Below are 24,526 nucleotides of genomic sequence, written 5' to 3' on the forward strand. Positions count from 1 at the left end.
ATGCTCAAGCGTCCGTTCGACAAGTCCAAATTGCCCAGCCGTCATGTCACCGAAGGCCCGGCCCGCGCGCCGCACCGGTCCTATTACTATGCGATGGGCATGACCGAGGAAGAGATCCACCAGCCTCTGGTCGGGGTCGCCACCTGCTGGAACGAGGCCGCGCCCTGCAACATCGCGCTGAGCCGTCAGGCCCAGGCGGTCAAGATGGGCGTCAAGCAGGCCTCTGGCACACCGCGCGAATTCACGACGATCACCGTGACCGACGGGATCGCCATGGGCCATGAAGGCATGCGTTCGTCGCTGGCATCGCGCGAGGCGATTGCCGACACGGTCGAGCTGACCATGCGCGGCCATTGCTATGACGCGGTTGTCGGTCTGGCGGGCTGCGACAAGTCCCTGCCGGGGATGATGATGGCCATGGTGCGCCTGAATGTGCCCTCGGTCTTCATCTATGGCGGCTCGATCCTGCCGGGCCGGTTGAACGGCGAAGACGTCACGGTTCAGGACGTGTTCGAGGCCGTGGGCAAGCACCAGGCCGGGAACTACTCGGATGCCGAGCTCGAAGTGCTGGAGCGTGTGGCCTGCCCGTCCGCCGGGGCGTGCGGCGGTCAGTTCACCGCCAACACCATGGCCTGTGTCTCCGAGGCGATTGGCCTTGCACTGCCGAACTCCGCCGGGGCCCCTGCCCCCTATGAGAGCCGTGATGCCTATGGCGAGGCCTCGGGCCGCGCGGTCATGGACCTGATCGAGAAGAACATCCGCGCACGGGACATCGTGACCCGCAAGTCGCTGGAAAACGCGGCACGGATCGTGGCCTGCACCGGCGGGTCGACCAATGCCGGTCTGCATCTGCCCGCGATTGCCCATGAGGCCGGGATCTCCTTCACGCTGCAGGATGTCTGCGACATCTTCCGTGACACGCCCTATTTCGTCGACCTGAAGCCGGGCGGCAAATACGTGGCCAAGGACATGTACGAGGCGGGCGGCGTGCCGGTCGTGATGCGCGAACTGCGCCGCGCCGGTCTGATCCACGAAGATTGCATGACCGCGACGGGCTATTCCATGGGCGAAGAGCTCGACAAGGTCGCGCTCGAGGCCGATGGCCGGGTGATCTACCCGGTGGACAAGCCGCTTTCGACCACGGGCGGTGTTGTCGGACTGGAGGGTAACCTCGCCCCGGAAGGTGCCATCGTGAAGATCGCGGGCATGACCGAGGACCAGCTGAGCTTCACCGGCCCGGCCCGCGTGTTCGAATGCGAGGAAGATGCCTTCGAAGCGGTGCAGAACCGCGCCTATGAGGAAGGCGATGTCTTCGTCATCCGAAACGAGGGCCCCGCAGGCGGTCCGGGCATGCGCGAGATGCTGGCAACCACCGCCGCGCTCTCGGGTCAGGGCATGGGCAAGAAGGTGGCGCTGATCACCGATGGCCGCTTCTCGGGGGCGACGCGTGGCTTCTGCGTCGGGCATGTGGGTCCGGAATCGGCCCATGGTGGCCCGATCGCGATGCTCCAGAATGGCGACATGATCACCATCGACGCGCTCAAGGGCGAGCTGTCCGTCGCGCTCAGCGAGGACGAGCTGGCCGAGCGCAAGGCGAACTGGGCCGGGCCGCGCGAGACGATCTATGCCACCGGTGCCCTGTGGAAATACGCCCAGCTCGTGGGCGGCGCGCGTCTCGGGGCGGTGACCCATCCCGGCGGCGGCGAAGAAAAGCACGTTTACGCCGATCTCTGAGCGGTTCGCTCTGCGCCGGGTCCGCAATGCGGGCCTGGCCGGGCTCGCCAGCCTGATGCTGGCGGGCTGCGCCGAATTGGGCGCGATCGGCCTGTCGATCGGCGCCATCGGCCAACCCACTGTCGCCGTGTCCCGCGGGCAGGTCACGATTGCCGGCCCCGACGGGTTCTGCGTCTACCCATTCGCCACGCGGGATCGCGGCCCGCAGGCCTTTGTCCTGCTGGGGAACTGCGCGGCGATCACCCGCTCGGAAGAAGCCCCGCAACCCCCGATCCACGCGGTCCTGACCGCCACCGTCCGCGAAACCGACGCGATCGAGGTCGCAAGCCAGGCCGCAGTTCTGGCGGAGTTCCTGCGCTCGGAGACAGGGCGGGCGATGCTCAGCCGCGCGAAGGAGGCCGAGACGGTCACGATCCTCGACAGTTTCGAGCGCGGCGATGTGCTCTATGTCCATACCCGCGACACCAGCCCGAGCTATGCGCCCGGCATGAGCGCCGAGCACTGGCGCGCCTTTCTCGATGTGGACGGGCGGGTCGTTGCCCTGGCCGTGCTGGGGTTCGAGGCGGACCCGCTCTCGGCGCGCGAGGGTCTGGCGGCGGCGCGCGACTTTGTCAGCGCGATCCAGCGCAGCAATCCCGCCACGGTGGCCGAGGCGCAATAGAGCGCGCCCGCTTCGCGCTTGCCGCGCGGGCGTTCAGCGGTAGGGTAATGACGTGCGCCCCGGAGGAGGACGCGCCAGTCCATGGGCCGATGGAAAGGGACCACGCCGCATGCTGCGCCGATTGAGCGATCTGATCACCGGACAAAAGGACCCGCTCACCGGGGGCGCGCCCCCGCACGTGACCGCCGAAGAGCTGCGCGCGCGCCGGGACGCCGCGCGCCTGTCGCGCGGGGTGGCGGATCGCGACGCCCGGGACGCAGAAGCCGCGCTGCGCGCCCTTGCGGGCACGCCCGCAACCGGCCCCGCCGGCGCGCTCGACGCGTACAGGCCCCTCTGCTGGACCCGTGCGACCCTGCCCGCCGCCCATGTCGGGCCGGAGACCGGGACCGAGGTCAGCCCGGACCTCACGCTCTTTCACGACTGCCCGCTGGCCGAGATCACCCTGCGTCAGACCCTCGCGCCCGTCGCTGCCCCGGCCCGCTTTGCCCTGTCGCTGGACACGTTGCGGTTCCAGGGATCCTTTTTGTCGCTGGTCCTGACCCTGCCCGAGGCGCAGACGAGCGCGATCGGCCTGCGCGATGTGCTTAGGCTGACGCTTGCTGTCGAGATGAGCGCGCAGACGCGGCTCTATGGCCGCCTGAACCTGCAGCAAGGCCCGAACACCGCGCAGATGCTGGCGGAAGTCCCACCGGGCGACGAGGGGGCGACCGAGATCGCCTTCGATCTGGCCTATGGCGATCTGCGCGACCTGCCGGTGGAGCGGGTCTGGATCGACCTGATGGTCGAAGACCCGGCCATGCGCCGCGTCACACTCCACGACCTGATCCTGTCGCGCCATCCCCGAGCGGAGCTGTGATGCCCATGCCCCCTGCCGACACCACACCTTTTCAGCTGGACATGACCGCCTTCGCGGAGGGCATCTGGCAAGGCCGGCTCAGCGCCCCCACGCCCGCAGCTGCCCCGGAGCTTGCGGTGTTCCGCGATGGCACCCGGGTTGCCGAGCCCGAGGTCACCGCCCTGCCCGGCCAGCCGGGTCTATGGGAGGTTCGCTGGACCCTGCCCGTTGCGGCCTTGCGCGACGGGACCTCGGTCTTTCTGATCACCGACACCGCCACCGACACGGTGCTGGCCCGTCTGCCGATCCTCGCGGGGGGCGATCTGGCCGATGACCTGCGCGGCGAGGTTGCACTGCTGCGGGCCGAGCTCGACCAGTTGCGCGCCGCCTTTCAGGCCGAGGCGCGGTCGCGGACCACCCGGCCGCCCAAGGACTGACGCAGCGTTGCGGATGACATCCCGTCCGCCCCCCGGCAGTCTGCGCGCCAACCGTCACACCACCGGAGAGCCATCATGACAGCCTATCCGCACCTCCTGCGCCCGCTGGAGCTCGGGCATACGACCCTGCGCAACCGGGTGCTCATGGGGTCGATGCATACCGGGCTCGAAGAGACGCGCGACTGGAACCGGGTGGCCGAGTTCTATGCGGCGCGCGCCCGGGGCGGCGTGGGTCTGATGGTGACCGGGGGCATGGCACCCAACAAGGAGGGCGGCGTGTTTCCCGGCGCGGCGGGGCTGTTCACGCCCGAGGACATCGCGAACCACCGGATCGTGACGGACCGGGTCCACGCGGCCGAGGGCAAGATCGCGATGCAGATCCTCCATGCCGGGCGCTATGCCTATTCGCCCGATTGCGTCGGCCCCTCGGCGGTGAAATCCCCGATCTCCCCCTTTCCGCCCAAGGAGCTGGATGAAGAGGGCATCGAGAAGCAGATTGCCGATATCGCCACCGCCGCCGCCCGGGCCCGTGAGGCCGGGTATGACGGGGTCGAGGTCATGGGCTCGGAAGGCTACTTCCTGAACCAGTTCCTCGTGACCCATACCAACCGGCGCGAGGATCGCTGGGGCGGCAGCTACGAGAACCGGATGCGCTTGCCGGTCGAGGTCGTGCGCCGCGTGCGCGAAGCCGTCGGCCCGGATTTCATCGTGATCTACCGGCTGAGCATGATCGACCTGATCCCCAACGGCTCTAGCTGGGAAGAGGTCGTGCAGCTCGCCCATGCCATCGAGGACGCGGGCGCATCGATCCTGAACACCGGGATCGGATGGCACGAGGCACGGATCCCGACCATCGCCACCTCGGTGCCGCGCAAGGCCTTTGCCTGGGTCACCCAGAAGCTGATGGGCGAGGTCTCGATCCCCGTGATCACGTCGAACCGGATCAACACGCCCGAGGTCGCCGAAGAAGTGCTGGCCGAAGGCTGCGCGGACATGGTCTCGATGGCGCGACCCTTCCTCGCGGATGCGGACTTCGTCGCCAAGGCCGCCGCCGGGCGGTCAGAGACCATCGCGCCCTGCATTGCCTGCAACCAAGCCTGCCTCGACCATACCTTCTCGGGCAAGCTGAGCTCTTGCCTTGTGAACCCGCGCGCCTGCCACGAGACCGAGCTGACCTACGCGCCCGCCGAGACACCGCGCAAAATCGCGATTGTCGGGGCGGGCCCGGCGGGCCTGTCGACCGCGCTGGTCGCGGCGGAACGGGGCCATGCGGTCACGCTCTTTGACCGGGCGGACCGGATCGGCGGGCAGCTCAACATGGCGCGCATGGTCCCCGGCAAGGAGGAGTTCCACGGCCTCGTGGACTGGTACGAGACCATGGTCGCCGAGCGCGGGATCGAGCTGCGCCTAGGCACCGAGGTCACCCCCGACACCGTCGCGGGCTATGACGCGGTAGTGGTGGCCACGGGCGTGCTGCCGCGCGACCCGGCAATCCCCGGTCAGGACGCCGAGAATGTGCTGTCCTATATAGATGTGCTGCGCGGCGGGGCCGAGGTTGGTCCGCGCGTAGCGATTGTCGGCGCGGGTGGGATCGGTTTCGATGTCGCCGAATACCTTGCGCATCAAGGCGAGAGCCCGACCGAAGACCCCGAGCTGTGGCAGCGCGAATGGGGTGTGGCGGACCCGGCCGAGATCCGGGGCGGGCTCGCGCCCGAGGGTCCGCAACCCGAAGCCAGCGCCCGCCAGATCACCCTGTTGCAGCGCAAGTCCGAGAAGCTCGGCAAGCGACTGGGCAAGACCACGGGCTGGATCCACCGCGCCAGTCTTCAGATGAAGGGCGTCCAGATGATCGGCGGCGTGAATTACGAAGCGGTGACCGAGGAGGGTTTGCAGATCTCCAGGGGCGAGGCGCGCAACGACCCGGAGACGCTGGCGGTCGATACGGTGGTGCTCTGCGCCGGGCAGGTGCCCGACCGGAGCCTCGCCGATGCGCTGAGCGATGCCGGTATGCCCGTCCATGTGATCGGTGGGGCAGATGTGGCCGCCGAGCTCGACGCGAAACGCGCCATCGATCAGGGCGCACGGCTGGCCGCCACGCTCTGACCGCGCGGCCCCGGGGCGTCCAGCCCCCGGGCCCGCATCCGGCCCGGGCTGCAAATTCGTCGTGCTCCGGTCACTTTTTCGGGATCCAAAGGGTGGCACTGGCCACACGGCTCTAACGGTCGGGCCGCCGCTAAATCCTTCGGAAAACAAGGCAAAATAGCGGCATCGCCACGTTCTGGCCGGGTTGCGGCTGATTCCGCCAACAATAGCAGGGCAAAATCCCTATAATGACGGGATGACGGCCCAATAACGCCTGAATTGTCTCCGATACCTGATCAGTGAATGTAGCTGCCAGGATCAATCCGATGGACCGACTGACCGAAATGGAAGCATTTGCCACAGTGGTGGACCAAGGCGGATTCACCGATGCGGCCAAAAAGATGGGGATCTCGAAATCTGCGGTCTCCAAACACGTCTCGTCGCTCGAGGCGCGTCTCGGCGCACGCCTGCTCAACAGGACAACGCGCCGGGTGAGCCCGACCGAGATCGGGCTGGCCTATTACGACCGGGCGCGGCGTGTACTGAATGATGCGGGCGAGGCCGATGCCCTCGTCAATGCCATGCAGTCCCAGCCCAGCGGATTGCTGCGGATCTCGGTGGCCACGGATTTCGGGGTCAATCACCTCTCTCCTGTGCTGGCCAAGTTCCTGCATGAATTCCCGGATATCCAGATCAACATGGTGCTGAACAACCGCTATGTGGAGCTGATCTCCGAGGGGTTCGATCTGGCCGTGCGGGTCGGCGAGCTGGAAGACAGCACGCTCCGGGCGCGCAAGCTGACCGAGACGTCGAAACGCCTGGTGGCGGCACCTGGCTATCTCGAAAGCTTCGGGACCCCGGAGAAGATCGACGATCTGAGTGACCACAAACTGCTGCATTATTCGAACCAGGCCTCGGGGAATCTGTGGAAGATCACGGCCCCGTCCGGCGAGAGACGGCAGATCCGAACAGCGGGCTGGCTGACGGTCAATGACGGGCAATCGCTGCTCAATGCAGCCGCGTCCGGGCTTGGCATCGCCTATCTGCCCACCTTCCTCTATCGCAAGGCGTTGGAGGCCGGTGAGGTGGTCGAAGTCCTGCCGGATCTGCCGTACGAGGATCTGGGCATCTATGCGGTCTATCCGCCGGGCCGGTTCACCCAGCCCAAGGTTCGCGCCTTCATCGACTTCCTCGTGGCGGAATACGCCCCGGACGGGCAGCCCAGCACGCTCTGACCGCTCAGGGCTGCACCAGCACGGCCTCGACCCGCCGGTTCGCCTCGCGCCCGGTCTCGGTGTCATTGCTGGCGCGGGGGGCGAGATAGCCCACCCCATCCGCCTGCACCCGATCCCCCGGCAGGTCGTACTCCGACAGCAGGCGCGCGCGCACCGCTTCGGCCCGGCGCTTGGACAGCGCCATGTTGCCCGCGGTCGAGCCCTGGGCATCGGAATGCCCGACCAGCACAACGCGGCGATCCGGATTGTCCCGCAAGAACCCGGCCAACGCGCTGAGCGAGGCGAAGGGTCCGGCAGAGAGAGTCGCACTGCCGACCTCGAAGCGCAGATCCTCCAGCACGATCCCGCCCTCACGCAGAAACGCCGCGCTGAACCCGGACGGGTCGGGGGTCGGCGCGAGCAGGGCATCGGGGGGCGTCTCGGCGGGGCCGGCGGCCACGGGGACGGCGATGCCAGCGGGCGTCACGGTGGTAAGCTGCACATAGCTCGCATCCCGGGTCGTGCTGAGAATGAGCCCGAGGACCGCGCCGGTCCCGGGATCCTCGGCGCCGATATAGCCGAACCGCCCGAGATCCACGATCATGGTCGGCGGATCCACATCCGGCATGGCGAGGCGGAAATTGTAGCCGCCACAATCCCATGTCTCGCAGGTCAGAAAGGCCGTGTAGCCCGCCTCCGTCAGCTGCGGAGCAAGGCTCGCGATCAGGCTTGCGACGGAATGGGCCGGCTCCAGCCGCCAGACCCGGTGGCGAGCATCGCCTTCGGCGATCCGGGTTGGCACCTCGTCTGCCGCCGCCCGGTCCGCAGGCAGGCGTGCGCGGATGGCCCGGTCGGTTGCGTCATGGATCAGGCGCGCGCCCTCGGGCAGCGAGATGTCTTGCGCGCAAAGAGCGCTGGCCAGACAGGCCGGGACGATCCCGGCCAGCCATTTCACCGATGCGCCCCGTGATACTCGGCATTCGGGCGCATATCGACACCGGAGGCGAGCCGGTTCGTCATGTTGAAAAAGCCCGTGACGCTGGCGATGTCCCAGATATCGCGATCGCTGAATCCGTGGCCCCGCAGGACCTCGCGATCCGCTTCGGTGACCTTCGCGCTCGCCTCGGTCAGGGCGACCGCGTAGTCGAGCATGGCCATGGTCCGCGCATCGATATCCGCCACCCGGTAGTTCATCACCATCTGCTCACCCAGCTCCGGGTTACCAGACAGCTCGCGCACCGTCGCGCCATGGGCCACCTGGCAGTAGTAGCACCGGTTCACCGAGGACACGACCACGGCAATCATCTCGCGCTCGAGCTTGGTCAGACCGCTCTCGGCGAGCATCAGGTCGTTATAGAGCGCCGCAAAGGTGTTCAGCTTGTCGATGTCAAAGGCATAGGCCTTCAGCACATTGGGCACGAGCCCGAGCTTTTCCTCGCAGATCGCGAAATACTTGGCCGTTTCCGGCGGGAGCGGGTCCACCGCGGGCAGATCAAGCGCGGTTACAAGCTCTGGTGTATCGGTCACGGCGCGGGCTCCATCCAGTTGGGGTCTTGGCGATAATGGTACTGTTCCACAGGGACCATGCCGAGGGAAGCGTAGACCCCTTGGGCTGCGGCGTTCTCGCGCGTGGTCAGGATGGCAAAGGTATGGGCCCCGTGGCGACGCGCCCAGTCGGCAGCCCCGAGGGTCATGTTGCGCGCCGTGCCTAGACGGCGCAGAGGCGCGCTGACCTCGACCGCATGCATCATGGCGATGCCCTGATGCAGCGCGACAAAGGCGCAGCCCGCCGCGCGGTCGCGGACCCGGCCCAGAATGGCGGTCTTGGGGTCGCTGGACCCGGCCATGATCGCCCGGCGCGCGGGACCGATCCCGCCTGCGTCCCAGATCTCGCACATGATCTGCAGCGGTGGCCAGATCGCGAAGGCGCTGACCGGGGGCGGGCCATCCTGCGCCACGGTGTCGATCGGGGCGGTCATCACCACGACCGGGTCGTTGATCGTGTAGCCCATCGCGGCAAGCCGTGCGTCAAAGCCGGTCTGCGCCCCCCGCACCATGAAGAGCGGACGCTGGCCTAGCGCGGTCATGGCGGATGCGGCGGCGTCGATCTCATCCGTGCTCGGGTCCGGCCCTTCGGCCTCGCTCAGGGTGGCCGCCGAGACCCGTTGCCCCCCGCCCTGCCCCTCGCGCAGCAGGAAGGGCCCGCTGCGATGGGTCTGCGGCGCGGCCCAGGTCGCATCAATGGCCGCCCAGAGCGCGCTCATGCGGCCTCGGGGAAGGCCTGCCGCAGGGCGGTGACAGCTTCGCTCAGCAGACCGGGCTCGGTCCCGCGCACCACCACATTGGCGCCGAACACACCGTCGCGGATGAACGGGTAGGAGCCAAAGGACAGGTCCGGATAGCGCGCCGCCAGATCCCCCAGAGGGCCCGCGATCTCGCTTTCGGGGCGGATCACCTGCAGGCTTTCGGACAGGATCGGCGCACCACCATTGATCGTGGCCAGCACCGAGGCGACCATGGCCCGGAACACTGAAGGCACCCCTGCCATCACATGGACATTCTCGATGGTGAAGCCCGGCGCGGTGCTGACCGGGTTCTCGATCAGGCTGGCCCCGTCCGGAATACGCGCCATGCGCAGGCGCGCATCGTTGAGCTCTTTGCCCGTGGCCGCGTAATGGGCCGCCAGCAGCGCGCGCGCATCCTCGCGCACATCGATCGGACGCTCGAAGGCCGCCGCCACCGCATCGGCGGTGATGTCGTCATGGGTCGGCCCGATCCCGCCGGAGGTGAAGACATGGGTGTAACGCCCGCTCAGCTCGCGCACGGTGGCGATGATTGTCTCGGCGTCATCCGAGATCACCCGCGCCTCGACCAGCGGCACGCCCTTGGCCGTCAGCTCTCCGGCGAGGTGGTGCATGTTCTTGTCCTGGGTGCGGCCGGACAGGATCTCGTCCCCGATCACGATCATGGCGGCGGTGGGTGTGCTCATCGCGTGGTTCTTTCCTTGTGCTGCGCCTCGGTATAGGTCGAGCATCATGCGCTTTCAAACCCCTCTCGTCCCTGCGCGCCTGATCCGGCGCTATAACCGCTTTCTCAGCGATGCCACGCTCGAGGAGACCGGCGAGAAGGTCCGCGCCCATTGCCCCAATCCCGGCGCGATGCTGGGATTGAAGGAGCCGGGCCGGCGGATCTGGCTCGAGCCCAACGACGACCCCAAGAAGAAGCTCAATTATGGCTGGCGCCTGGTCGAGCTGGAGGATGGGCACATGGCCGGGATCGACACCTCGGTGCCCAACAAGGTGGTGGGCGAGGCTTTGGTCGCGGGCGCGATCCCCGAGCTTGCCGCCTACAAGACGATCCGGCCCGAGGTGAAATACGGCAACAACTCCCGCGTGGATTTCCTGGCCATCCAGGACGGGCTGCCCGACGCCTATGTGGAGGTGAAGAATGTCCACCTGCGCCGCGAGGTGGATTGGGCCGAATTCCCCGACAGCGTGACCACCCGGGGCGCGAAGCATTTGGTCGAGCTCAGCCGCATGGTCGAGGCCGGGCACCGGGCCGTCATGCTCTATCTCGTGCAGCGCACGGATTGCGCCCGGCTGCGCATGGCGCCGGATCTCGATCCGGGCTATGCGGCGGCCTTTGACGCGGCGCGCGAGGTGGGGGTTGAGATGCTCTGCTACGGCACCGAGATCGAGATCGGCGGAGTGACGCTCGGTCACGCGCTTCCCGTTGATCCTGCGCGGCAAACCGCCTAAGCGGGGCTAGCAGCACGGCGGAAAAACCCTTATCTGTCATGCATGATGGAGACCAGCGTGAACGAACAACCTCGGGCAACCCTGACCAAGGATGGTATTCGCCTCTATGAACGCGGCGACTTCGCCGGCATGCGCAAGGCCGGGGAGCTGGCGGCGACGATCCTCGACGAGATCGCGCCCCATGTGGTTCCGGGCGTCACCACGGGTGAGTTGGACCGGATCATCACCGACAAGGTCGATGCGGCGGGGGCGACCTCGGCGACCATCGGCTACAAGGGCTACAAGCACGGCTCCTGCATTTCTATCAACCATGTGGTCTGCCACGGCATCCCCAGCGAGAAGAAGCTCAAGGATGGCGACATCCTCAATATCGACGTGACGGTCATCGTGGATGGCTGGTTCGGCGACACCTCGCGGATGTATGTGGCCGGCAAGCTGGCCCGCCGGGCCGAGCGCCTGATCCAGGTAACCCATGATGCCCTCTTCAAGGGGATCGAGGCGGTCCGCCCGGGCAATACCTTTGGCGATATCGGCAACGCGATCCAGACTTACGTGGAAAGCCACCGCATGTCCGTGGTGCGCGATTTCTGCGGGCATGGGCTGGGCCGCGTGTTCCACGCGCCGCCCAATGTGCTGCATTACGGGCGCAAGGGGACCGGGCCGGTCCTCGAAGAGGGCATGTTCTTCACCATCGAGCCCATGGTAAATCTGGGCCGCCCGGAGACCAAGGTCCTGGCCGATGACTGGACCGCCGTGACCCGCGACAAGAGCCTGAGCGCGCAATACGAGCACTCGATCGGCGTGACCGCCGATGGCTGCGAGATCTTCACCCTCTCGCCCGGCGGCCTGTTCCACCCGACCTACACGCTCTGAGCCCCCCTGCGCAGACAAGAGAGGCCTTTTCTGGTAGCCTGAGGCACCAGAGGAGACCCCAATGTCATTTCAAAGCGCTGAATTTCCAAGATTAAATAATCAGATTTACCTCGCCGAAGGCGGCACCGAGACGGAATTGATGTACCGTCACGGTCATGAGTTGCGCGAGTTCGCAGTGTTTGAGCTGATGAACAAGCCCGCCGCCGTGGCCGATATGCATGACATGTACCGCCGCTATCTCGATGTGGTGGCTCGGCATCAATGCGGGGCGCTGCTGGCCGGGTTTGACTATCGCGCGAGCCCGGATTGGGCTGAGAAGCTCGGCTATTCCGCCGAAGGCCTACGCGAGATGCAGCAGAAATGCATCGATTTCCTGCGCGAGGTGTCGGCGCCCTATGCGGGACAGATCCCCCATATCGCCATCGCCGGTTGCCTCGGACCGCGCGGCGATGCCTATGCCCTGAACCGCGACATCACCGCAGACGAGGCTGAAGAGTATCACGCGACGCAGATCGAAAACCTCAAGGAGTGTGGCGTCGATCTCGTTTGGGCGGCGACCATCAACAACATCCCCGAGGCGGTCGGGATCAGCCGCGCGGCGGCCCGGATCGGCGTGCCGCTCAACCTCTCCTTCACGTTGGACAGCCACCACAAGCTGAAATCGGGTCCGTCGCTGAAAGAGGCGATCGAGGCAACGGATGCCGCGACCGGTGCGGCACGGCCCGACAGCTATGGCATCAACTGCTCCCACCCGCTGGAGTTTGAGCCTGCTCTGGAGCCCGGGGATTGGACGGATCGGATCCGCTCCCTGCGCCCGAACGCGGTGAGCATGGACAAGGTCTCCCTCTGCAAGCTCGGCCATATCGAGGAGGGCGACCCCGAGGATCTGGGCCGCCGCATGGGCGATCTCGCAGGGCGTTATCCCAAGGTCGACATCTGGGGCGGGTGCTGCGGCACCTGGGACCGGCATTTCGATCGGATTGCCCAATATGTGAGCGCTGCCCGCAGCGGATTGGTCCCCGCCTGAGTGCGGGTGTGTTCGCCCGCCGGGCGCGCAGAAAATAATTCCTGTGTTTTGATCCAATGCAGAAAATCGACTTGTTTCAGATATTTGACCATTTGGTTGCGATGATTTGCCCTGCATTGTTTTTGCGAATGATTTGCAACTAGGGCGTTTTAACCCTAGATACTGTCGGCGGCGCGCCGTATCACGCGCCTTCGACACCTGCTCGCAGGACCGTATTCAGATTGTAAAGGAGGCCCCAGCGATGACCTTCCTCTCCAAGACCGCCGCTCTGGCCATGCTTGCCCTCTCCGCCACCGCTCTGCCGAGCATCGCGCAGGAGGTCACGCTCCGGTTTCAGCATTTCGTCTCGCCGCTCAGCGCGAACCCGACCCATTTCATGGAGCCCTGGGCCCGCAAGATCGAGGCCGACAGCAATGGCCGGATCAAGGTCGAGCTCTACCCTTTCATGCAGCTCGGCGGCAAAGCCCCGAACCAGTATGACCTGATCCGCGACGGCGCGGTGGATGGCGGCTGGGTGATCCCCGGCTACCAGCCCGGCCGCTTCCCCGAGGCCGAGGCCATGGAGCTGCCCTTCATGACCACGAAATCCGGCGAGGACGCCTCCAAGGCGGCCTGGGTCTATACCCAGAAGCACCTGATGGATGATTTCGCCGATGTGAAGGTGATCGCGGCCCACATGCACGGGCGTGGGCTGGTCCACAAGAAAGGCCCCGCAATCGCAGAACTGGGCGATTTCAAGGGTCTCAAGCTGCGTGGGCCGTCGCGCCCGGCGACACTGCTGCTCAAGGAAGTGGGCGCCACGCCTGTGGGCATGGCCGTGCCCGCCTTCCCCGAAGCCCTGTCGCGCGGCGTGGTTGATGGCGGTGTGATCACATGGGAGATGTCGCCTTCGCTCAAGCTCGACGAGCTGACCGACAGTCACACGGATGTGGCAGGCGACAAGAGCCTCTATAACCTCTTTTTCATCTGGGCGATGAACAAGGCCAAGTATGACAGCCTGCCCGATGACCTGAAGGCCGTGATCGACGCAAATTCCGGCTTTGCCGCCTCGGCCTGGGCCGGACGCGCCCATGACACCGGGGATACCACCGGCAAGCAGGCCATGACCGATGCGGGCAACGAGATCGCGACCATGTCGCCCGAGCTGACCGGCGAGATTGCCCTGCTCGGGGATGAGGTCACGCAGGCGTGGATTGCCGAGATGACCGAGAAGGGTCTCGACGGGGCCGGTCTGGTGGCCGATGCGCGGGCTGCCGTGCAGGTCACGCGGAGCGACAGCGCATCGCTGAACTGAGCCCGGACGCGGAAGATACAGAGGGCCGGCCCATTTGGGTCGGCCTTTTGCGTTTCGCCCCCTAGGGCTCCTGCGCCTCCAGCAGGGTGACATGGGTGTCGCCATAGCGGCGATGTTCCAGCAGGGTAAAGCCTTCGGGCGGGGTCTGGGGCGCGTTTTCCTCCCAGACGATCAAGGCACCCGGCGCGATCCAGCCCGGCACGGAAAGCGCCCGCGCCCCCAGCCCCTTGCCATAGGGCGGATCGAGGAAGACCAGATCGAAGGGCGCGACGGGATGAGACGGGCGCTTGACCGCGTCGCGCCCGATCAGCGTGGTCTGATCCGCCACGCGCAGGGTTGCGATATTCTCGCGCAGAAGGCCTTGGGCCACGCGACCATTCTCGACAAAGGTCACCTCCGCCGCCCCGCGCGACAGGGCCTCGAGCCCCAGCGCCCCGGTCCCGGCAAAAAGGTCGAGCACGCGGGCTCCGGTGATCGGGTCGCCATAGGCTCCGGAGGTCAGCGACGAAAAGAGCGCCTCGCGCACCCGGTCCGGGGTCGGGCGCAGATGCGCCGCCAGATCGCCCTTGCCAAGCTTGGCCAAACGCCGTCCGCCGAACGCCCCCGCGATGATGCGCATCGGCGCGTCAGCCTCGCAGCAACGCTTTGAGGTCGGTCTCGGGATCCGCGATGACGTCGAGCGCGGGGCTCCGACCGCCCTCAATCAGGCGCTTGCCGACCATATAGGCCCGCGGCGCATTCATCGCGTCCACAGCCAGCAGACGCTCGGCTGCGAAATACCAGTGAGACCGCGCGCCCTCATCCTCGCGGGCCACAACGCGGTCATAGCCTGTGTTCAGCCCCGCGATTTGCAGTTTCACGTCATACTGGTCCGACCAGAACCACGGTTTCGGATGATAAGGGGTCTCGGCACCGAGCATGTTTGCCGCCACGGCCTCGGCCTGATCAATGGCGTTTTGCACCGACTCGAGCCGGATCTGCGCCCCGCCATAGGGCAGCGACGCGCAATCCCCGGCAGCCCAGACCGACGGGTCCGAGGTTCGGCCCATCTCGTCGGTCCAGATCCCGTTCTCGACGGTCAACCCCGCCGCCTCGGCCAGCGCGGCGCCGGGCGAGATACCGACACCGACCACCACGAAATCCACATCGATCTCGGTTCCGTCGGTCAGGCGCGCGCCCGTGACCTTGCCCTCGCCCAGTAGCCGGTCGAGGCCGACCCCCTCGCGCAGATCGACCCCGTGCCTCTTATGCAGGTCCCGGAAGAAATCCGAGGTTTCCGGGGCCGCGACCCGCTGCAGGATCCGGTCCGCCATCTCGACCAGCGTGACGCTGAGGCCCTTCTTGGCGGTGACCGCCGCCGCCTCGAGGCCGATATACCCGCCACCGACGATCAGCACCTTCTTGCCCTCAACCAGCAGCGGCGCCATGGCATCCGCGTCCAGCAGGTCCCGCACCGTGAAGACCCCGTCCAGATCCCCGCCGATTGCCGCGGGCAGGCGCCGGGGCGTCGAGCCGGTGGTCAGCGCGAGCTGGTCATAGGCCAACACCTCATCCCCGATCTGCACCTGCTTGGCGGCCAGATCGATCCCCGTCACCTCGGTCCCCGTGCGCAGGGTGATCCCGTTTTCGGCATAATACGCCTCGGGCCGCAGGTAGAGCCGCTCCTGCGCCATGTCGCCCAGCAGGTACGCTTTGGACAAAGGCGGGCGCTGATAGGGCGGCACAGCCTCGGCCCCGAGCAGGGTCACATCGCCCTCAAAGCCGGAGCTGCGCAGTTTCGCCGCCAGCGCGCTGCCCGCCTGGCCAGCGCCGATAATGACTATGTGGGACATGGGCGGGGCTCCGTATTCGCTCTGGTGTCTGGCTGTGCAAAAGCTATATGCGGTCTAGTGCGAAACGCAACGCGAAGGGAATACGCAATGCAAACAGGGGACAAACTGCCCGAGGCCACGCTGGTAAAACTGGGCGCCGAAGGACCCGAAGAGGTCACGGTCTCGAGCCTGACCGCCGGGCGCAAAGTGGTGATCTTCGCGGTGCCCGGGGCCTATACGCCCACCTGCCACTCGGCCCATGTGCCGAGCTTCATGCGCACCAAGGACGACTTCGCCGCCAAAGGCGTGGACGAGATCATCTGTGTGTCCGTGAACGACCCGTTCGTGATGCAAGCCTGGGGTGAGGCCACCGGGGCCGCGGGCGCGGGCATCACCATGCTGGGCGATCCGGCCAGCGCCTTTACCAAGGCCGTGGGCATGGATTTCGACGCGCCGCCCGCCGGGCTGCACGCGCGGTCCAAGCGCTATGCCATGGTGGTCGAGGATGGCACGGTGACCGTGCTCCATGCCGAGGAAAATCCGGGCGTCTGCGAAACCTCCGGCGGCGAGGCCCTGCTCGAGGCCCTCTGATCCGGTTGGCGCTTTCGGGCGCCGCCCAGGGGCGCGGGGGCTATTCCTCCGTGCCCCAGGTCGCATCCTGCATCTCCCGCAGACGCGACGCGGTGCGTTCAAACTCAAAGGTGCCCTCGCCCTCGACATAGAGGGTTTCGGGTTGGGACTCCGCCGAACAGATCAGCTGCACCTTGGCCTCGTAGAGCGCGTCGATCAGGGTGACGAAGCGCTTGGCTTCGTTGAAATTCGTACGCCCCAACGCCGGGATGTCATCGAGAAGCAGCACGCGCACCGCCTCGGCCAGCGCGAGGTAGTCGGCGGCCCCCAAGGGTTGACCGCAAAGCTCCCAAAACCGCATCCGCGCCACCGCGTTGTGATAGCGCGGGATCTCCAGCGCGCGGCCTTTCACCGTCAGGGTCAGCGGGTGGTTCTCGCCCCCGGTCAGGTCCGCCCAGATCGCGTCGAGCTTGGCCCGCGCCTCCGCCCCCTTGGGCGTGAAATAGCGCTGCGCCCCGGTCAGGCGGTTCTGGCGGTAATCGGTCTCGGAGACGAGCTCATGCACCACGAGCCGTTCCTTGATCAGCGCGATGAACGGCAGGAAGAGATCGCGGTTCAGCCCGTTCTTGTAGAGATCATCCGGCACCCGGTTCGACGTCGCCACGATCACCACGTTGCGCGCAAACAGAAGGTCAAAGAGCCGCCCCACCAACATCGCGTCGGTAATATCGGTGATCTGCATCTCGTCAAAACAGAGCAGGCGCAGATCCTTGGCCACATCGGCGGCCACGGGCGCGAGCGCATCCTCGACCCCGGTCTTACGCGCCTCGTGCAGGGCGGCATGGATCTCTTGCATGAAGGCGTGGAAATGCACCCGCCGCTTGGCGGCAATCGGCGCGGTCTCGTAGAACAGGTCCATCAGCATGGACTTGCCACGCCCCACCCCGCCCCAGAGATAGGCGCCCCGCTTGCCCTCGGGCGCTTGCGGCTTGGCAAAGCGCTTGAGCAGGCCCCGTTTGGGCGCAGGCGCACCCAGCGTGTCCATCAGCCCGTCGAGCACGTGAAGGACACTCACCTGCGCGGCATCCGCCGTGATCTCGCCCGCAGCAACAAGCGCATGATAACGCTCGGTTAATTCCGACATATCCGGGTCCTTTCGCCCGCTACGGTTAAGCGATTTTGATGGTGAGGGCCAGAAATATTCGTTTGACCGTCCCGACCCATCGCCGCAGGCTCGCGCCCATGACACAGCGCCCCTCTCTGATCACACCGGTCCTGCTGGCCGGCTGTGCGATCATCCTGATCAGCTTCGCCATCCGCTCGGCCTTTGGCGTGTTCCAGATCCCGATCCAAGAGGAGTTCGGCTGGCTCCGGTCGGATTTCTCGCTGGCCATCGCGATCCAGAACCTCGCCTGGGGGCTGGGGGCGCCGATCTTTGGCGCGATTGCAGAGCGGTTCAGCGACCGCAAGGCGATCCTTCTGGGCGTGGCCTTCTACGCGATCGGGCTGTTGCTGAGCGCCGGGGCGACGACCCCGATGCAACACAACCTGCTCGAGGTGCTGGTGGGCTTTGGGATCGCGGGCACGGGGATGGGGGTGATCCTCGCCATTGTCGGGCGCGCCGCCTCGGACGAGAACCGCTCCATGGCGCTGGCCATCGCCACCGCCGCGGGCTCAGGGGGGCAGATATTTGGCCCGCCCCTGACCGAAATGCTCTTGCAGATGCTGGGCCTGCAGACGGTCTTCGTGATCCTGGCCTTGGCCATCCTGTCGACCCTGCTGGTTCTGCCAGCCCTCAAAAGCCCGCCCCCTTCGGCCCTGTCTCAGCGCGCGGAGCCCATGGGGGTCGTGCTGAGGCGCACCCTGAAAGATCCGAGCTTTGTCCTGATCTTTCTGGGCTTTTTCTCCTGCGGGTATCAGCTGGGCTTCATCACCGCGCATTTCCCGGCCTTCGTGACCGAGCTCTGCGGCCCCATCGCGCCCGGCGGCATGCTGAGCGGGCTTGGGATCACGACGACCTCGGCGCTGGGGGCAGTGGCGATCTCTTTGATCGGGATCGCGAATATCGCCGGGGTGCTGGCCGCGGGCTGGGCCGGAAAGCGCTATGTGAAAAAGAACCTGCTGGCGGGGATCTACCTTGGCCGGACGCTGGTGGCGGCGGCCTTCATCATGGTACCAATCACGCCCGAGACGGTGATCCTGTTCTCGCTGGCCATGGGGTCCCTGTGGCTGGCGACAATCCCGCTGACCTCGGGACTGATCGGGCATCTCTACGGGCTGAAATACATGGGCACGCTCTATGGCGTGGTCTTCCTCAGCCACCAGATCGGCAGCTTCATGGGCGTCTGGCTCGGCGGGCGGCTCTACGACGTCTACGGTGACTACACCCTCGTCTGGTGGATCGGTGTCGGCGTGGGCCTGTTCTCGGCGCTCGTTCACCTGCCCATCCGGGAGCGCGCAGCGCCCGTCCCAGCCTGAGGCGAGAGAGGGCTGGTCCAGGACCAGCCCCCATCTCGTGTCAGGATTTGCGGCGTCTGGCCAAGCCCAGCCCAGCCAGCCCGGAAAGCAGCAGGACCGCCCCCGCCGGCAGCGGGATCGGCGCGACAGGCGCTTTGAGTTCGAAATTATCGATGCCAGCAGTTTCCACCAGACCGTTGATGAACTCTGTCTCCAGAGTCATGCTCGTAACATCGGCCAAGATAGCCTCCCAGGTGGCCTGACTGACCCCAAAGGTGGTGGCCGTGAAGGCCGCGCTCACGCTGGTCCAAGTGTCCGCAATCGGGCCCACATAGAGATCGGCAGTGGCGGTGCCACCAGCGCCAGAAATCGAGAGAAGGCCAAAGCCGTCGAGCTCAGAGCCGTTTCCGCCCAGATCGATGGCGTCAAACCCAACCATCCCACCGTCGAACGCGGACAGGTCGCCATTATAGGCCGCAGGTAGCGTTACAAACATCAAGGTGCCCGTGACATCTGTCTGAGACAAGTAGCCATCGGGGTTGCCACCCGTCGCCACATAGCTCACCGAGCCACCATCCCCGGTCCATCCTTCGAGGTCCGCGTCAAAGGTCGACGAAATCGTCATGGCCTGCGCTGCGCCTGCGGCGACAATCGCGGCAGCTGAAAGCGTCAGCAGTCTCGGAATCATAGTTAATATCTCCACTAATTATTCGTTAAACGCGCCAAAAGCTTGACGCATGCGCCACAATCTTTGTTGCGCCGCTCCATGTCAAGGATTCACCAATACCAGTTTTCGTTGCGGAAACAGTGTATTCGGTTGCAGGTTCTGCTTGGGTTATCGTTTGCTCTTGGCCGCTCGCAGGGCGCGTTCGAGCGCGTCGAGAAATCGCGACCGATCCGCCTTGGAGAAAGCGCGCCCGCCCCCTTGCCGGAACGGATCCGCCGCGCGCAGATCGGCCATCAGGTCCCGCGTAGCCAGCACATTGCCGATATTGGCCTGCGTCAGCCGCTCGCCATTATGCTTGAGGACCTCGGCCCCGGCCTCCACACATTTTGCGGCCAGAGGAATATCGCCGGTCACGACCACATCGCCCGGCCCTGCGCGCTCGGCGATCCACATATCCGCCACATCCGGCCCGTCGGGGACGAACACCATCTCGACCAGCGGGTTCTGGGACGGGCGCAGCCCACCATTGGAGACCACATACATCTGCACCCCGTGCCGGGTCGCCACCCGCTCGGCCTCGGCCTTCACCGGGCAGGCATCCGCATCGATATAGAGGCTCATATCCAGCCCTGCCCGAGGGCGGCGATGATTGCCGAGAGGGTCAGGATGCTCAGCGCGGTCGAGATCAGGATTGTCGCCGAGACCCGGGCCGGGGCGACGCCGTAATGCTGGGCGAGGATGTAGACATTGCCCGCCGTGGGCAGGGCCGCCGCGGCGATCATGACACCGGCGGCATAGCTGTCCTCCACCGGGAAGATCACCAGTGCGGCGAGGGCGACCGCCGCGGGATGGATCACAAGCTTGCAGAAGGACAGCCATCCGGCCACCTGGATCCGCTCCGCGGATTTCGTGGCGAGCGACGCGCCAATGGCAAAAAGCGCCCCGGGCGTGGCCGCCGAGCCGATGATGTCGAGAAAGGCGTTCATGGGCCCCGGGATCGGAATCGCCAGCCCGGACCAAAGCAGCCCCAGCGAGATCGACACGATCATTGGGTTCTTGACCAGACCCAGCCCCACGGATTGCAGCACCCCGAAGGAGACCCGCCCATCCCGGGACCCGGTGATCAGAATCACGATCAGGCTACCAAAGACGATCAGGTCCACCGTCAGCACCAGCAGGACCGGCCCCACCGCCGCCTCGCCCAGCAAAAGCACCAGCATCGGGATCCCGAGAAAGCCCACATTGCCGATCACCGCGCATTGCGCTTCGACCGCAGCCTCCTCGATCCCGAGCTTGCGGAACAGCGCCACCGCCGTGGCCAGCAGGTAGATCACCCCGGTCGCCCAGAGGTATGCCCCCACGATCTGCCAATCGAGGATCTCGGACAGGCTGAGATTGGCCGCAAATCGGAACAGCATGGCCGACAGCGCGAAGTAGAAGACGAATTTCGTCAGATAGGCTGTGGCCTCGGGCGAGAAGAAATTCGTGCGCCCGGCCCCATACCCCAAGGCGATAATCGCAAAGAACGGGAGGGTTTGCAGAAAAATCGCCAGCATGGCGGCACCTTACATCAGCCCCGGGCAGCGCCAAGCCCGAAGCGCCCTCAAAAGAAAGAATGACGCGGCCTAGCCCGAGCCGATCAGAACCCCTGCGGCCAGAACCAGCCCCCCGCCCAGCACCACCTGCAGGGCCGCGCGCAGGAAGGGCGTCTCCATGTATTTCTGCTGAATCCAGGCAATGGCCCAGAGCTCGATGAAGACGACGATGATCGCGATGGTCGTCGCGGTCCAGAAATCCGGGATCAGATAGGGCAGTGCATGGCCCAACCCACCAAGGGTGGTCATCACGCCCGAGGCCAGCCCCCGTTTCCACGGCGCGCCCCGGCCCGACAGCTCTCCGTCATCGGACGCGGCCTCGGTGAAGCCCATGGAGATCCCGGCGCCGACACTCGCCGCCAGCCCCACGAGAAAGGTCTGCCATGTATCGCCCGTGGCAAAGGCGGCGGCAAAGATCGGCGCGAGGGTCGAGACCGATCCATCCATCAGCCCGGCCAGCCCCGGCTGCACCCATGTCAGGATGAATTTGCGCTTGGCGACGGCCTCTTCCTCGCCGCGCGCGTCCTCGGAGACCTGATCGGTCAGGGTTTCGGCGAGACGTTCATGCCCGGCCTCGGCCGCAGCGAGCCACCCCAGAAGCTTGCGGGTCTGCGCATCGGACGAGTGCTGTGCCGCCTTGTGGTAAAAGCTGCTGGCATCCCGCTCCATCATCGCGGCCTCGGCCCGGATCCGCTCGATGCTCAGATTCTCCATCAACCAGATCGGCCGCCGCGCATAGAACCCCGCCACATGCTCGCGCCGGATCAGCGGGATGGTCTCGCCAAACCGCGCCTGAAAGAGCTCGATCAGACGGGTGCGATGGGTCTCCTCCTCCTTCGCCATCTCTTCAAAGATCCGGGCGCTTTCGGGGAAGTCACTGTGCAGATGCATCGCATAGGTACGATAAATGCGCCCGTCATCCTCTTCCGAGGCAATGGCGAGCGCGAGCACTTCCATTTCGCTGAGATCGGAAAACCGCCGACGGGACAGGGTAACCATGGGGGGGATGGCCTCACTTTAGAATGATTCTAAATTAGAGCCCTTTGACACGGATTTCAACCATGGACTTGAGACCGGTGCGCCCGGCGCTCTATGCTCGGCTCAGGATCGGAGATTGCATGAACGTCCCCTCGCAGGTCAGACGCGGCCGGAAATATGAAGATGTACTGCAAGGAGCGCGCCGCGTGTTCCTGCGTGACGGGTTCGAGGGCGCAAGCGTGGATGACATCGCCCGCGAGGCCGGGGTCTCCAAGGCGACGCTCTATAGCTATTTCGATGACAAGCGGCTGCTCTTTCTCGAAGTGACCCGGGTCGAGATCGGCGCGATCACCGACCGGGCGATGACCGATATCGATCGCTCCGCCCAGCCGGCGCAAGTCCTCACCCAGGCGGGCGAGACCATCATCGGCTTCAGCCTGTCGGTGATGGGGCTGGGGATTTTCCGCCTCTGCATTGCCGAGGGCGAGCGCTTTCCCGAACTGGCCCAGGCGTTCTACGACACCGGCCCCATGGCGACCCAGGCCGCGCTATGCGACTACTTCGCCGAAGCCTGCGCGCGCGGCGAGCTTGAGATCGACGACCTCACCCTGGCCGCGGACCAGTTTGTCGAGCTGTGCCGGGCGGATCTGCAGATGCGGCTTTTGATGCGGGTGCCCCCCGCACCGACCCCGGCAGAGGTCAAACGGGTCCTGTCCGGCGCGGTCGAGATGTTCCTCGCCCGTTATGGCACCGCGCTGTCCTAGTCGAGCCGCCGCACCACCAGTTGATTGCCGACCTTCTTGGTCTCGAACCGCTTGAGCTCTGCGATCAGGCTGCTCAGCTTGCGGTGGCCATAGCTCCGCGTATCGAAATCCGGGTTCACCGCCGAGATGTACTGGCCCAACTGGCCGAGCGGGTACCAATCGTCATCCTGGGTGATCTCGTCCATCGCGTTCAGGATCAGCGGCACCGCATCCGCCGCTTTCTCGCGGTTGGCCGAGCGCGCGGTCGAGGTCTCTTCGCCCCGGTCCTGTACAATATTCTCGATGAAGATGAACCGGTTGCAGACATTGCGCAGGCTCTCGGGCGCTTTCTTCTCACCGATCCCGATCACCTCCTTGCCGTCCTCGCGCAACCGGTTGGCAAGACTGGTGAAATCGCTGTCCGAGCTGACCAGCACAAAACCATCGAACCGCCCGCCATGGAGGATATCCATCGCATCGATCACCAGACCGATATCCGAAGCGTTCTTGCCGGTTGTGTTGGCGGTGTCCTGATGCGCCACCAGCCCGAGGCTCAGCACCTTGTCCGACCAGTTGCGCAAGCGCCCGCTGGACCAGTCGCCATAGACCCGGCGCAAGGCGGGCTCGCCGATGGACGCGATCTCTTTCAGGATGGCCTCGGCGAATTTGGCCGGGACATTGTCGGCATCGATCAGAACGGCCAATAGCGGGCGTTCACGGTGGATTGAGGTCACAGGGGCTCTCCGGCGTTACAGGCGTTTCATCATGACATAGGCGTCCACGAGCCCCTCGGCAGGGTGGCGGAACGCCTCGGGCAGGGTGCCGACGATCTCGAACCCATGGGCCTGCCAAAGACCCACCGCCCGCGTATTGGTCGCAACCACGCAATTGTACTGCATCGCCCGGAACCCAGCATGCCGCGCGGCCTCCAGGGAATGGGCGAGCATGGCCCGCGCCACCCCGCGCCCCTGGGCCGCAGGCGCGGTCACATAGCCGCAATTGCAGATATGGTCCGCGGGCCCGCCAAAATTCGCCACAAGGTAATAGGTGCCCAAGTGCTCCTCCGCCCCCTCGGCCACAAAGGTCTGCCGCTCCGGCGCCATCCAATAGGCGCGTGCATCGGCCTCGGAGATCTCAGGGTCAATCGCGTAGGTCGCCCCCGCCCGAAAGACCGGACGCAGCATCTCCCAGATCGCGGACCAATCGGCGGGCTCCGCCCGGCGGAGCGTGACCTCAGAGGTCATGGCACACAGGACGTCCCATCCCCCGGTGACGCATCGCGGCCAGGATGTGCCCCGGGGCGCAGGCCCCACTCACGCAGGCAACGAGTGCCGATGATGCGCCGCAGGCAAGGATAGCCTTCGCCAGATCTCCCATGACGTGATCCCTCCCATCCGTTGGGGGCAGGATGGTCGAAATCCACGGCGGCGGCAATGACCCCGCGCCCGTATGGACCCCGGCGCGACGTGATCCGCGCACGCAACGGTCCGCCGAAGCCCCGCTCTGCGCGTCGATCTGCGTCCGCGAGAGCAGCGCCAGCGTCCCGATCCGCGCCTGCAACCTCGCCAGCCCGATGTTTTCGCCTCGAGCTCCGGGCTGGCACGCCGCGTCTTCGGCCGCGTGCAGAGCGCGGTGATCCTCATGGGCCGGTCCGGCGTCTTCGCCAACACCCCCCTGTCTCTCGCGACGATTACAACCCTCACCGCGCTGAACGCGATCGTGCTGTTCGGCGGCGTCGTGATCCTGCTGCAAACACGGCGCGAGGGCGCGGACCTCTTCTGACGCCCCGC

Annotated in this window: 27 protein-coding genes; 14 read left to right on the top strand and 13 right to left on the bottom strand. The window is 65.9% G+C overall.

The genetic code is table 11. The features are described 5' to 3' along the window. From ilvD to ACP15I_RS15825, 6 genes are all read left to right on the top strand, one after another. The gene (gene ilvD, locus ACP15I_RS15800) at positions 1–1,734 is read left to right on the top strand and encodes a dihydroxy-acid dehydratase (protein ID WP_424975825.1); all 1,734 of its coding nucleotides are present in this window, start codon (positions 1–3) and stop codon (positions 1,732–1,734) included. 55 nt (positions 1,735–1,789) lie between these two features. Further along, on the top strand, positions 1,790–2,395 hold the full coding sequence (locus ACP15I_RS15805) for a hypothetical protein (protein WP_424975826.1): 606 nt from the start codon (positions 1,790–1,792) through the stop codon (positions 2,393–2,395). 109 nt (positions 2,396–2,504) lie between these two features. Beyond that, positions 2,505–3,251, top strand: a complete 747-nt coding sequence (locus tag ACP15I_RS15810) for a DUF6478 family protein (protein WP_424975827.1) — start codon at positions 2,505–2,507, stop codon at positions 3,249–3,251. Next, a complete protein-coding gene (locus ACP15I_RS15815) occupies positions 3,251–3,667 on the top strand; it encodes a hypothetical protein (RefSeq protein ID WP_424975828.1) in 417 nt (138 codons plus the stop codon). The genes ACP15I_RS15810 and ACP15I_RS15815 overlap by 1 nt, the downstream gene beginning before the upstream one ends. Before the next feature lie 75 nt (positions 3,668–3,742). Continuing rightward, positions 3,743–5,770 (top strand): FAD-dependent oxidoreductase, encoded by a 2,028-nt coding sequence (locus tag ACP15I_RS15820; protein ID WP_424975829.1) that lies wholly within the window; start codon positions 3,743–3,745, stop codon positions 5,768–5,770. Positions 5,771–6,075: 305 nt separating this feature from the next. Further along, on the top strand, positions 6,076–6,984 hold the full coding sequence (locus ACP15I_RS15825; RefSeq protein WP_424967067.1) for a LysR family transcriptional regulator: 909 nt from the start codon (positions 6,076–6,078) through the stop codon (positions 6,982–6,984). Between the two features lie 4 nt (positions 6,985–6,988). Here ACP15I_RS15825 and ACP15I_RS15830 read toward each other — a convergent pair whose 3' ends face one another. From ACP15I_RS15830 to ACP15I_RS15845, 4 genes are read right to left on the bottom strand one after another with little or no spacing between them, the layout of a single operon-like run. Continuing rightward, entirely contained in the window at positions 6,989–7,918 is a 930-nt protein-coding gene (locus ACP15I_RS15830) for an OmpA family protein (protein WP_424975830.1), read from the bottom strand. Further along, complete coding sequence (locus ACP15I_RS15835) at positions 7,915–8,490, bottom strand: peroxidase-related enzyme (protein ID WP_424975831.1); 576 nt, start codon at positions 8,488–8,490, stop codon at positions 7,915–7,917. Before ACP15I_RS15835 ends, ACP15I_RS15830 begins: the two co-directional genes overlap by 4 nt. Next, on the bottom strand, positions 8,487–9,227 hold the full coding sequence (locus tag ACP15I_RS15840; protein WP_424967070.1) for a GNAT family N-acetyltransferase: 741 nt from the start codon (positions 9,225–9,227) through the stop codon (positions 8,487–8,489). The genes ACP15I_RS15835 and ACP15I_RS15840 overlap by 4 nt, the downstream gene beginning before the upstream one ends. After that, entirely contained in the window at positions 9,224–9,952 is a 729-nt protein-coding gene (locus tag ACP15I_RS15845) for a competence/damage-inducible protein A (protein WP_424967071.1), read from the bottom strand. Before ACP15I_RS15845 ends, ACP15I_RS15840 begins: the two co-directional genes overlap by 4 nt. A 46-nt stretch (positions 9,953–9,998) precedes the next feature. Between ACP15I_RS15845 and sfsA the strand changes: the two genes are divergently transcribed. From sfsA to ACP15I_RS15865, 4 genes are all read left to right on the top strand, one after another. Further along, a complete protein-coding gene (gene sfsA, locus ACP15I_RS15850; protein WP_424975832.1) occupies positions 9,999–10,721 on the top strand; it encodes a DNA/RNA nuclease SfsA in 723 nt (240 codons plus the stop codon). 57 nt (positions 10,722–10,778) lie between these two features. Next, positions 10,779–11,594, top strand: coding sequence for a type I methionyl aminopeptidase (gene map, locus ACP15I_RS15855; protein WP_424967073.1), 816 nt, complete (start codon positions 10,779–10,781; stop codon positions 11,592–11,594). 61 nt (positions 11,595–11,655) lie between these two features. Then, positions 11,656–12,621 (top strand): homocysteine S-methyltransferase family protein, encoded by a 966-nt coding sequence (locus ACP15I_RS15860; RefSeq protein WP_424975833.1) that lies wholly within the window; start codon positions 11,656–11,658, stop codon positions 12,619–12,621. 241 nt (positions 12,622–12,862) lie between these two features. Beyond that, positions 12,863–13,915, top strand: a complete 1,053-nt coding sequence (locus ACP15I_RS15865) for a TRAP transporter substrate-binding protein (RefSeq protein ID WP_424975834.1) — start codon at positions 12,863–12,865, stop codon at positions 13,913–13,915. Positions 13,916–13,976: 61 nt separating this feature from the next. On the opposite strand, the gene rsmD is transcribed toward ACP15I_RS15865, so the two are convergent. Then, a complete protein-coding gene (rsmD, locus tag ACP15I_RS15870) occupies positions 13,977–14,534 on the bottom strand; it encodes a 16S rRNA (guanine(966)-N(2))-methyltransferase RsmD (RefSeq protein WP_424975835.1) in 558 nt (185 codons plus the stop codon). Between the two features lie 7 nt (positions 14,535–14,541). Next, positions 14,542–15,747 carry an NAD(P)/FAD-dependent oxidoreductase gene (locus tag ACP15I_RS15875; RefSeq protein WP_424975836.1) on the bottom strand — a complete coding sequence of 402 codons (1,206 nt, stop codon included), beginning with the start codon at positions 15,745–15,747 and terminating at the stop codon, positions 14,542–14,544. An 87-nt stretch (positions 15,748–15,834) separates the two neighbouring features. Between ACP15I_RS15875 and ACP15I_RS15880 the strand changes: the two genes are divergently transcribed. After that, the gene (locus tag ACP15I_RS15880) at positions 15,835–16,317 is read left to right on the top strand and encodes a peroxiredoxin (protein ID WP_424967078.1); all 483 of its coding nucleotides are present in this window, start codon (positions 15,835–15,837) and stop codon (positions 16,315–16,317) included. A 40-nt stretch (positions 16,318–16,357) separates the two neighbouring features. Here ACP15I_RS15880 and zapE read toward each other — a convergent pair whose 3' ends face one another. Next, complete coding sequence (zapE, locus tag ACP15I_RS15885; RefSeq protein WP_424975837.1) at positions 16,358–17,440, bottom strand: cell division protein ZapE; 1,083 nt, start codon at positions 17,438–17,440, stop codon at positions 16,358–16,360. Between the two features lie 98 nt (positions 17,441–17,538). Here zapE and ACP15I_RS15890 point away from each other — a divergent pair, with 98 nt between their 5' ends. After that, the gene (locus ACP15I_RS15890; RefSeq protein ID WP_424975838.1) at positions 17,539–18,774 is read left to right on the top strand and encodes an MFS transporter; all 1,236 of its coding nucleotides are present in this window, start codon (positions 17,539–17,541) and stop codon (positions 18,772–18,774) included. A gap of 40 nt (positions 18,775–18,814) precedes the next feature. Here ACP15I_RS15890 and ACP15I_RS15895 read toward each other — a convergent pair whose 3' ends face one another. From ACP15I_RS15895 to mbfA, 4 genes are all read right to left on the bottom strand, one after another. Continuing rightward, complete coding sequence (locus ACP15I_RS15895) at positions 18,815–19,441, bottom strand: VPLPA-CTERM sorting domain-containing protein (RefSeq protein ID WP_424975839.1); 627 nt, start codon at positions 19,439–19,441, stop codon at positions 18,815–18,817. A 147-nt stretch (positions 19,442–19,588) separates the two neighbouring features. Then, on the bottom strand, positions 19,589–20,041 hold the full coding sequence (locus ACP15I_RS15900) for a YaiI/YqxD family protein (protein ID WP_424975840.1): 453 nt from the start codon (positions 20,039–20,041) through the stop codon (positions 19,589–19,591). Further along, positions 20,038–20,976: an AEC family transporter gene (locus ACP15I_RS15905; protein WP_424975841.1), complete on the bottom strand. Its 939-nt coding sequence runs from the start codon at positions 20,974–20,976 to the stop codon at positions 20,038–20,040. The genes ACP15I_RS15900 and ACP15I_RS15905 overlap by 4 nt, the downstream gene beginning before the upstream one ends. 69 nt (positions 20,977–21,045) lie before the next feature. After that, positions 21,046–22,014 (bottom strand): iron exporter MbfA, encoded by a 969-nt coding sequence (mbfA, locus tag ACP15I_RS15910; protein ID WP_424967084.1) that lies wholly within the window; start codon positions 22,012–22,014, stop codon positions 21,046–21,048. 119 nt (positions 22,015–22,133) lie between these two features. On the opposite strand from mbfA, the gene ACP15I_RS15915 reads away from it, so the two are divergent. After that, positions 22,134–22,757, top strand: coding sequence for a TetR/AcrR family transcriptional regulator (locus ACP15I_RS15915; RefSeq protein ID WP_424967225.1), 624 nt, complete (start codon positions 22,134–22,136; stop codon positions 22,755–22,757). On the opposite strand, the gene ACP15I_RS15920 is transcribed toward ACP15I_RS15915, so the two are convergent. After that, complete coding sequence (locus tag ACP15I_RS15920) at positions 22,754–23,461, bottom strand: NYN domain-containing protein (protein ID WP_424967226.1); 708 nt, start codon at positions 23,459–23,461, stop codon at positions 22,754–22,756. The genes ACP15I_RS15915 and ACP15I_RS15920 overlap by 4 nt on opposite strands. A gap of 24 nt (positions 23,462–23,485) precedes the next feature. Further along, a complete protein-coding gene (locus ACP15I_RS15925) occupies positions 23,486–23,980 on the bottom strand; it encodes an N-acetyltransferase family protein (RefSeq protein WP_424975842.1) in 495 nt (164 codons plus the stop codon). A gap of 376 nt (positions 23,981–24,356) precedes the next feature. On the opposite strand from ACP15I_RS15925, the gene ACP15I_RS15930 reads away from it, so the two are divergent. Then, positions 24,357–24,518 carry a hypothetical protein gene (locus ACP15I_RS15930; protein WP_424975843.1) on the top strand — a complete coding sequence of 54 codons (162 nt, stop codon included), beginning with the start codon at positions 24,357–24,359 and terminating at the stop codon, positions 24,516–24,518. The last annotated feature ends 8 nt before the right edge of the window (positions 24,519–24,526 follow it).

The sequence above is a fragment of the Dinoroseobacter sp. S124A genome (assembly GCF_049801015.1).
Taxonomy (GTDB): domain Bacteria; phylum Pseudomonadota; class Alphaproteobacteria; order Rhodobacterales; family Rhodobacteraceae; genus Dinoroseobacter.

What these genes read in the sequence shown, in the direction of transcription:
- mbfA (WP_424967084.1), bottom strand. Translation starts at nt 22,014, where the DNA reads ATGGTTACCCTGTCCCGTCGGCGGTTTTCCGATCTCAGCGAAATGGAA.
- ACP15I_RS15805 (WP_424975826.1), top strand. Translation starts at nt 1,790, where the DNA reads ATGCTGGCGGGCTGCGCCGAATTGGGCGCGATCGGCCTGTCGATCGGC.
- ACP15I_RS15820 (WP_424975829.1), top strand. Translation starts at nt 3,743, where the DNA reads ATGACAGCCTATCCGCACCTCCTGCGCCCGCTGGAGCTCGGGCATACG.
- ACP15I_RS15890 (WP_424975838.1), top strand. Translation starts at nt 17,539, where the DNA reads ATGACACAGCGCCCCTCTCTGATCACACCGGTCCTGCTGGCCGGCTGT.
- zapE (WP_424975837.1), bottom strand. Translation starts at nt 17,440, where the DNA reads ATGTCGGAATTAACCGAGCGTTATCATGCGCTTGTTGCTGCGGGCGAG.
- ilvD (WP_424975825.1), top strand. Translation starts at nt 1, where the DNA reads ATGCTCAAGCGTCCGTTCGACAAGTCCAAATTGCCCAGCCGTCATGTC.
- ACP15I_RS15875 (WP_424975836.1), bottom strand. Translation starts at nt 15,747, where the DNA reads ATGTCCCACATAGTCATTATCGGCGCTGGCCAGGCGGGCAGCGCGCTG.
- ACP15I_RS15815 (WP_424975828.1), top strand. Translation starts at nt 3,251, where the DNA reads ATGCCCATGCCCCCTGCCGACACCACACCTTTTCAGCTGGACATGACC.
- ACP15I_RS15825 (WP_424967067.1), top strand. Translation starts at nt 6,076, where the DNA reads ATGGACCGACTGACCGAAATGGAAGCATTTGCCACAGTGGTGGACCAA.
- ACP15I_RS15895 (WP_424975839.1), bottom strand. Translation starts at nt 19,441, where the DNA reads ATGATTCCGAGACTGCTGACGCTTTCAGCTGCCGCGATTGTCGCCGCA.
- rsmD (WP_424975835.1), bottom strand. Translation starts at nt 14,534, where the DNA reads ATGCGCATCATCGCGGGGGCGTTCGGCGGACGGCGTTTGGCCAAGCTT.
- ACP15I_RS15845 (WP_424967071.1), bottom strand. Translation starts at nt 9,952, where the DNA reads ATGAGCACACCCACCGCCGCCATGATCGTGATCGGGGACGAGATCCTG.
- ACP15I_RS15915 (WP_424967225.1), top strand. Translation starts at nt 22,134, where the DNA reads ATGAACGTCCCCTCGCAGGTCAGACGCGGCCGGAAATATGAAGATGTA.
- ACP15I_RS15840 (WP_424967070.1), bottom strand. Translation starts at nt 9,227, where the DNA reads ATGAGCGCGCTCTGGGCGGCCATTGATGCGACCTGGGCCGCGCCGCAG.
- ACP15I_RS15880 (WP_424967078.1), top strand. Translation starts at nt 15,835, where the DNA reads ATGCAAACAGGGGACAAACTGCCCGAGGCCACGCTGGTAAAACTGGGC.
- ACP15I_RS15810 (WP_424975827.1), top strand. Translation starts at nt 2,505, where the DNA reads ATGCTGCGCCGATTGAGCGATCTGATCACCGGACAAAAGGACCCGCTC.
- ACP15I_RS15905 (WP_424975841.1), bottom strand. Translation starts at nt 20,976, where the DNA reads ATGCTGGCGATTTTTCTGCAAACCCTCCCGTTCTTTGCGATTATCGCC.
- sfsA (WP_424975832.1), top strand. Translation starts at nt 9,999, where the DNA reads ATGCGCTTTCAAACCCCTCTCGTCCCTGCGCGCCTGATCCGGCGCTAT.
- ACP15I_RS15925 (WP_424975842.1), bottom strand. Translation starts at nt 23,980, where the DNA reads ATGACCTCTGAGGTCACGCTCCGCCGGGCGGAGCCCGCCGATTGGTCC.
- ACP15I_RS15865 (WP_424975834.1), top strand. Translation starts at nt 12,863, where the DNA reads ATGACCTTCCTCTCCAAGACCGCCGCTCTGGCCATGCTTGCCCTCTCC.
- ACP15I_RS15900 (WP_424975840.1), bottom strand. Translation starts at nt 20,041, where the DNA reads ATGAGCCTCTATATCGATGCGGATGCCTGCCCGGTGAAGGCCGAGGCC.
- ACP15I_RS15860 (WP_424975833.1), top strand. Translation starts at nt 11,656, where the DNA reads ATGTCATTTCAAAGCGCTGAATTTCCAAGATTAAATAATCAGATTTAC.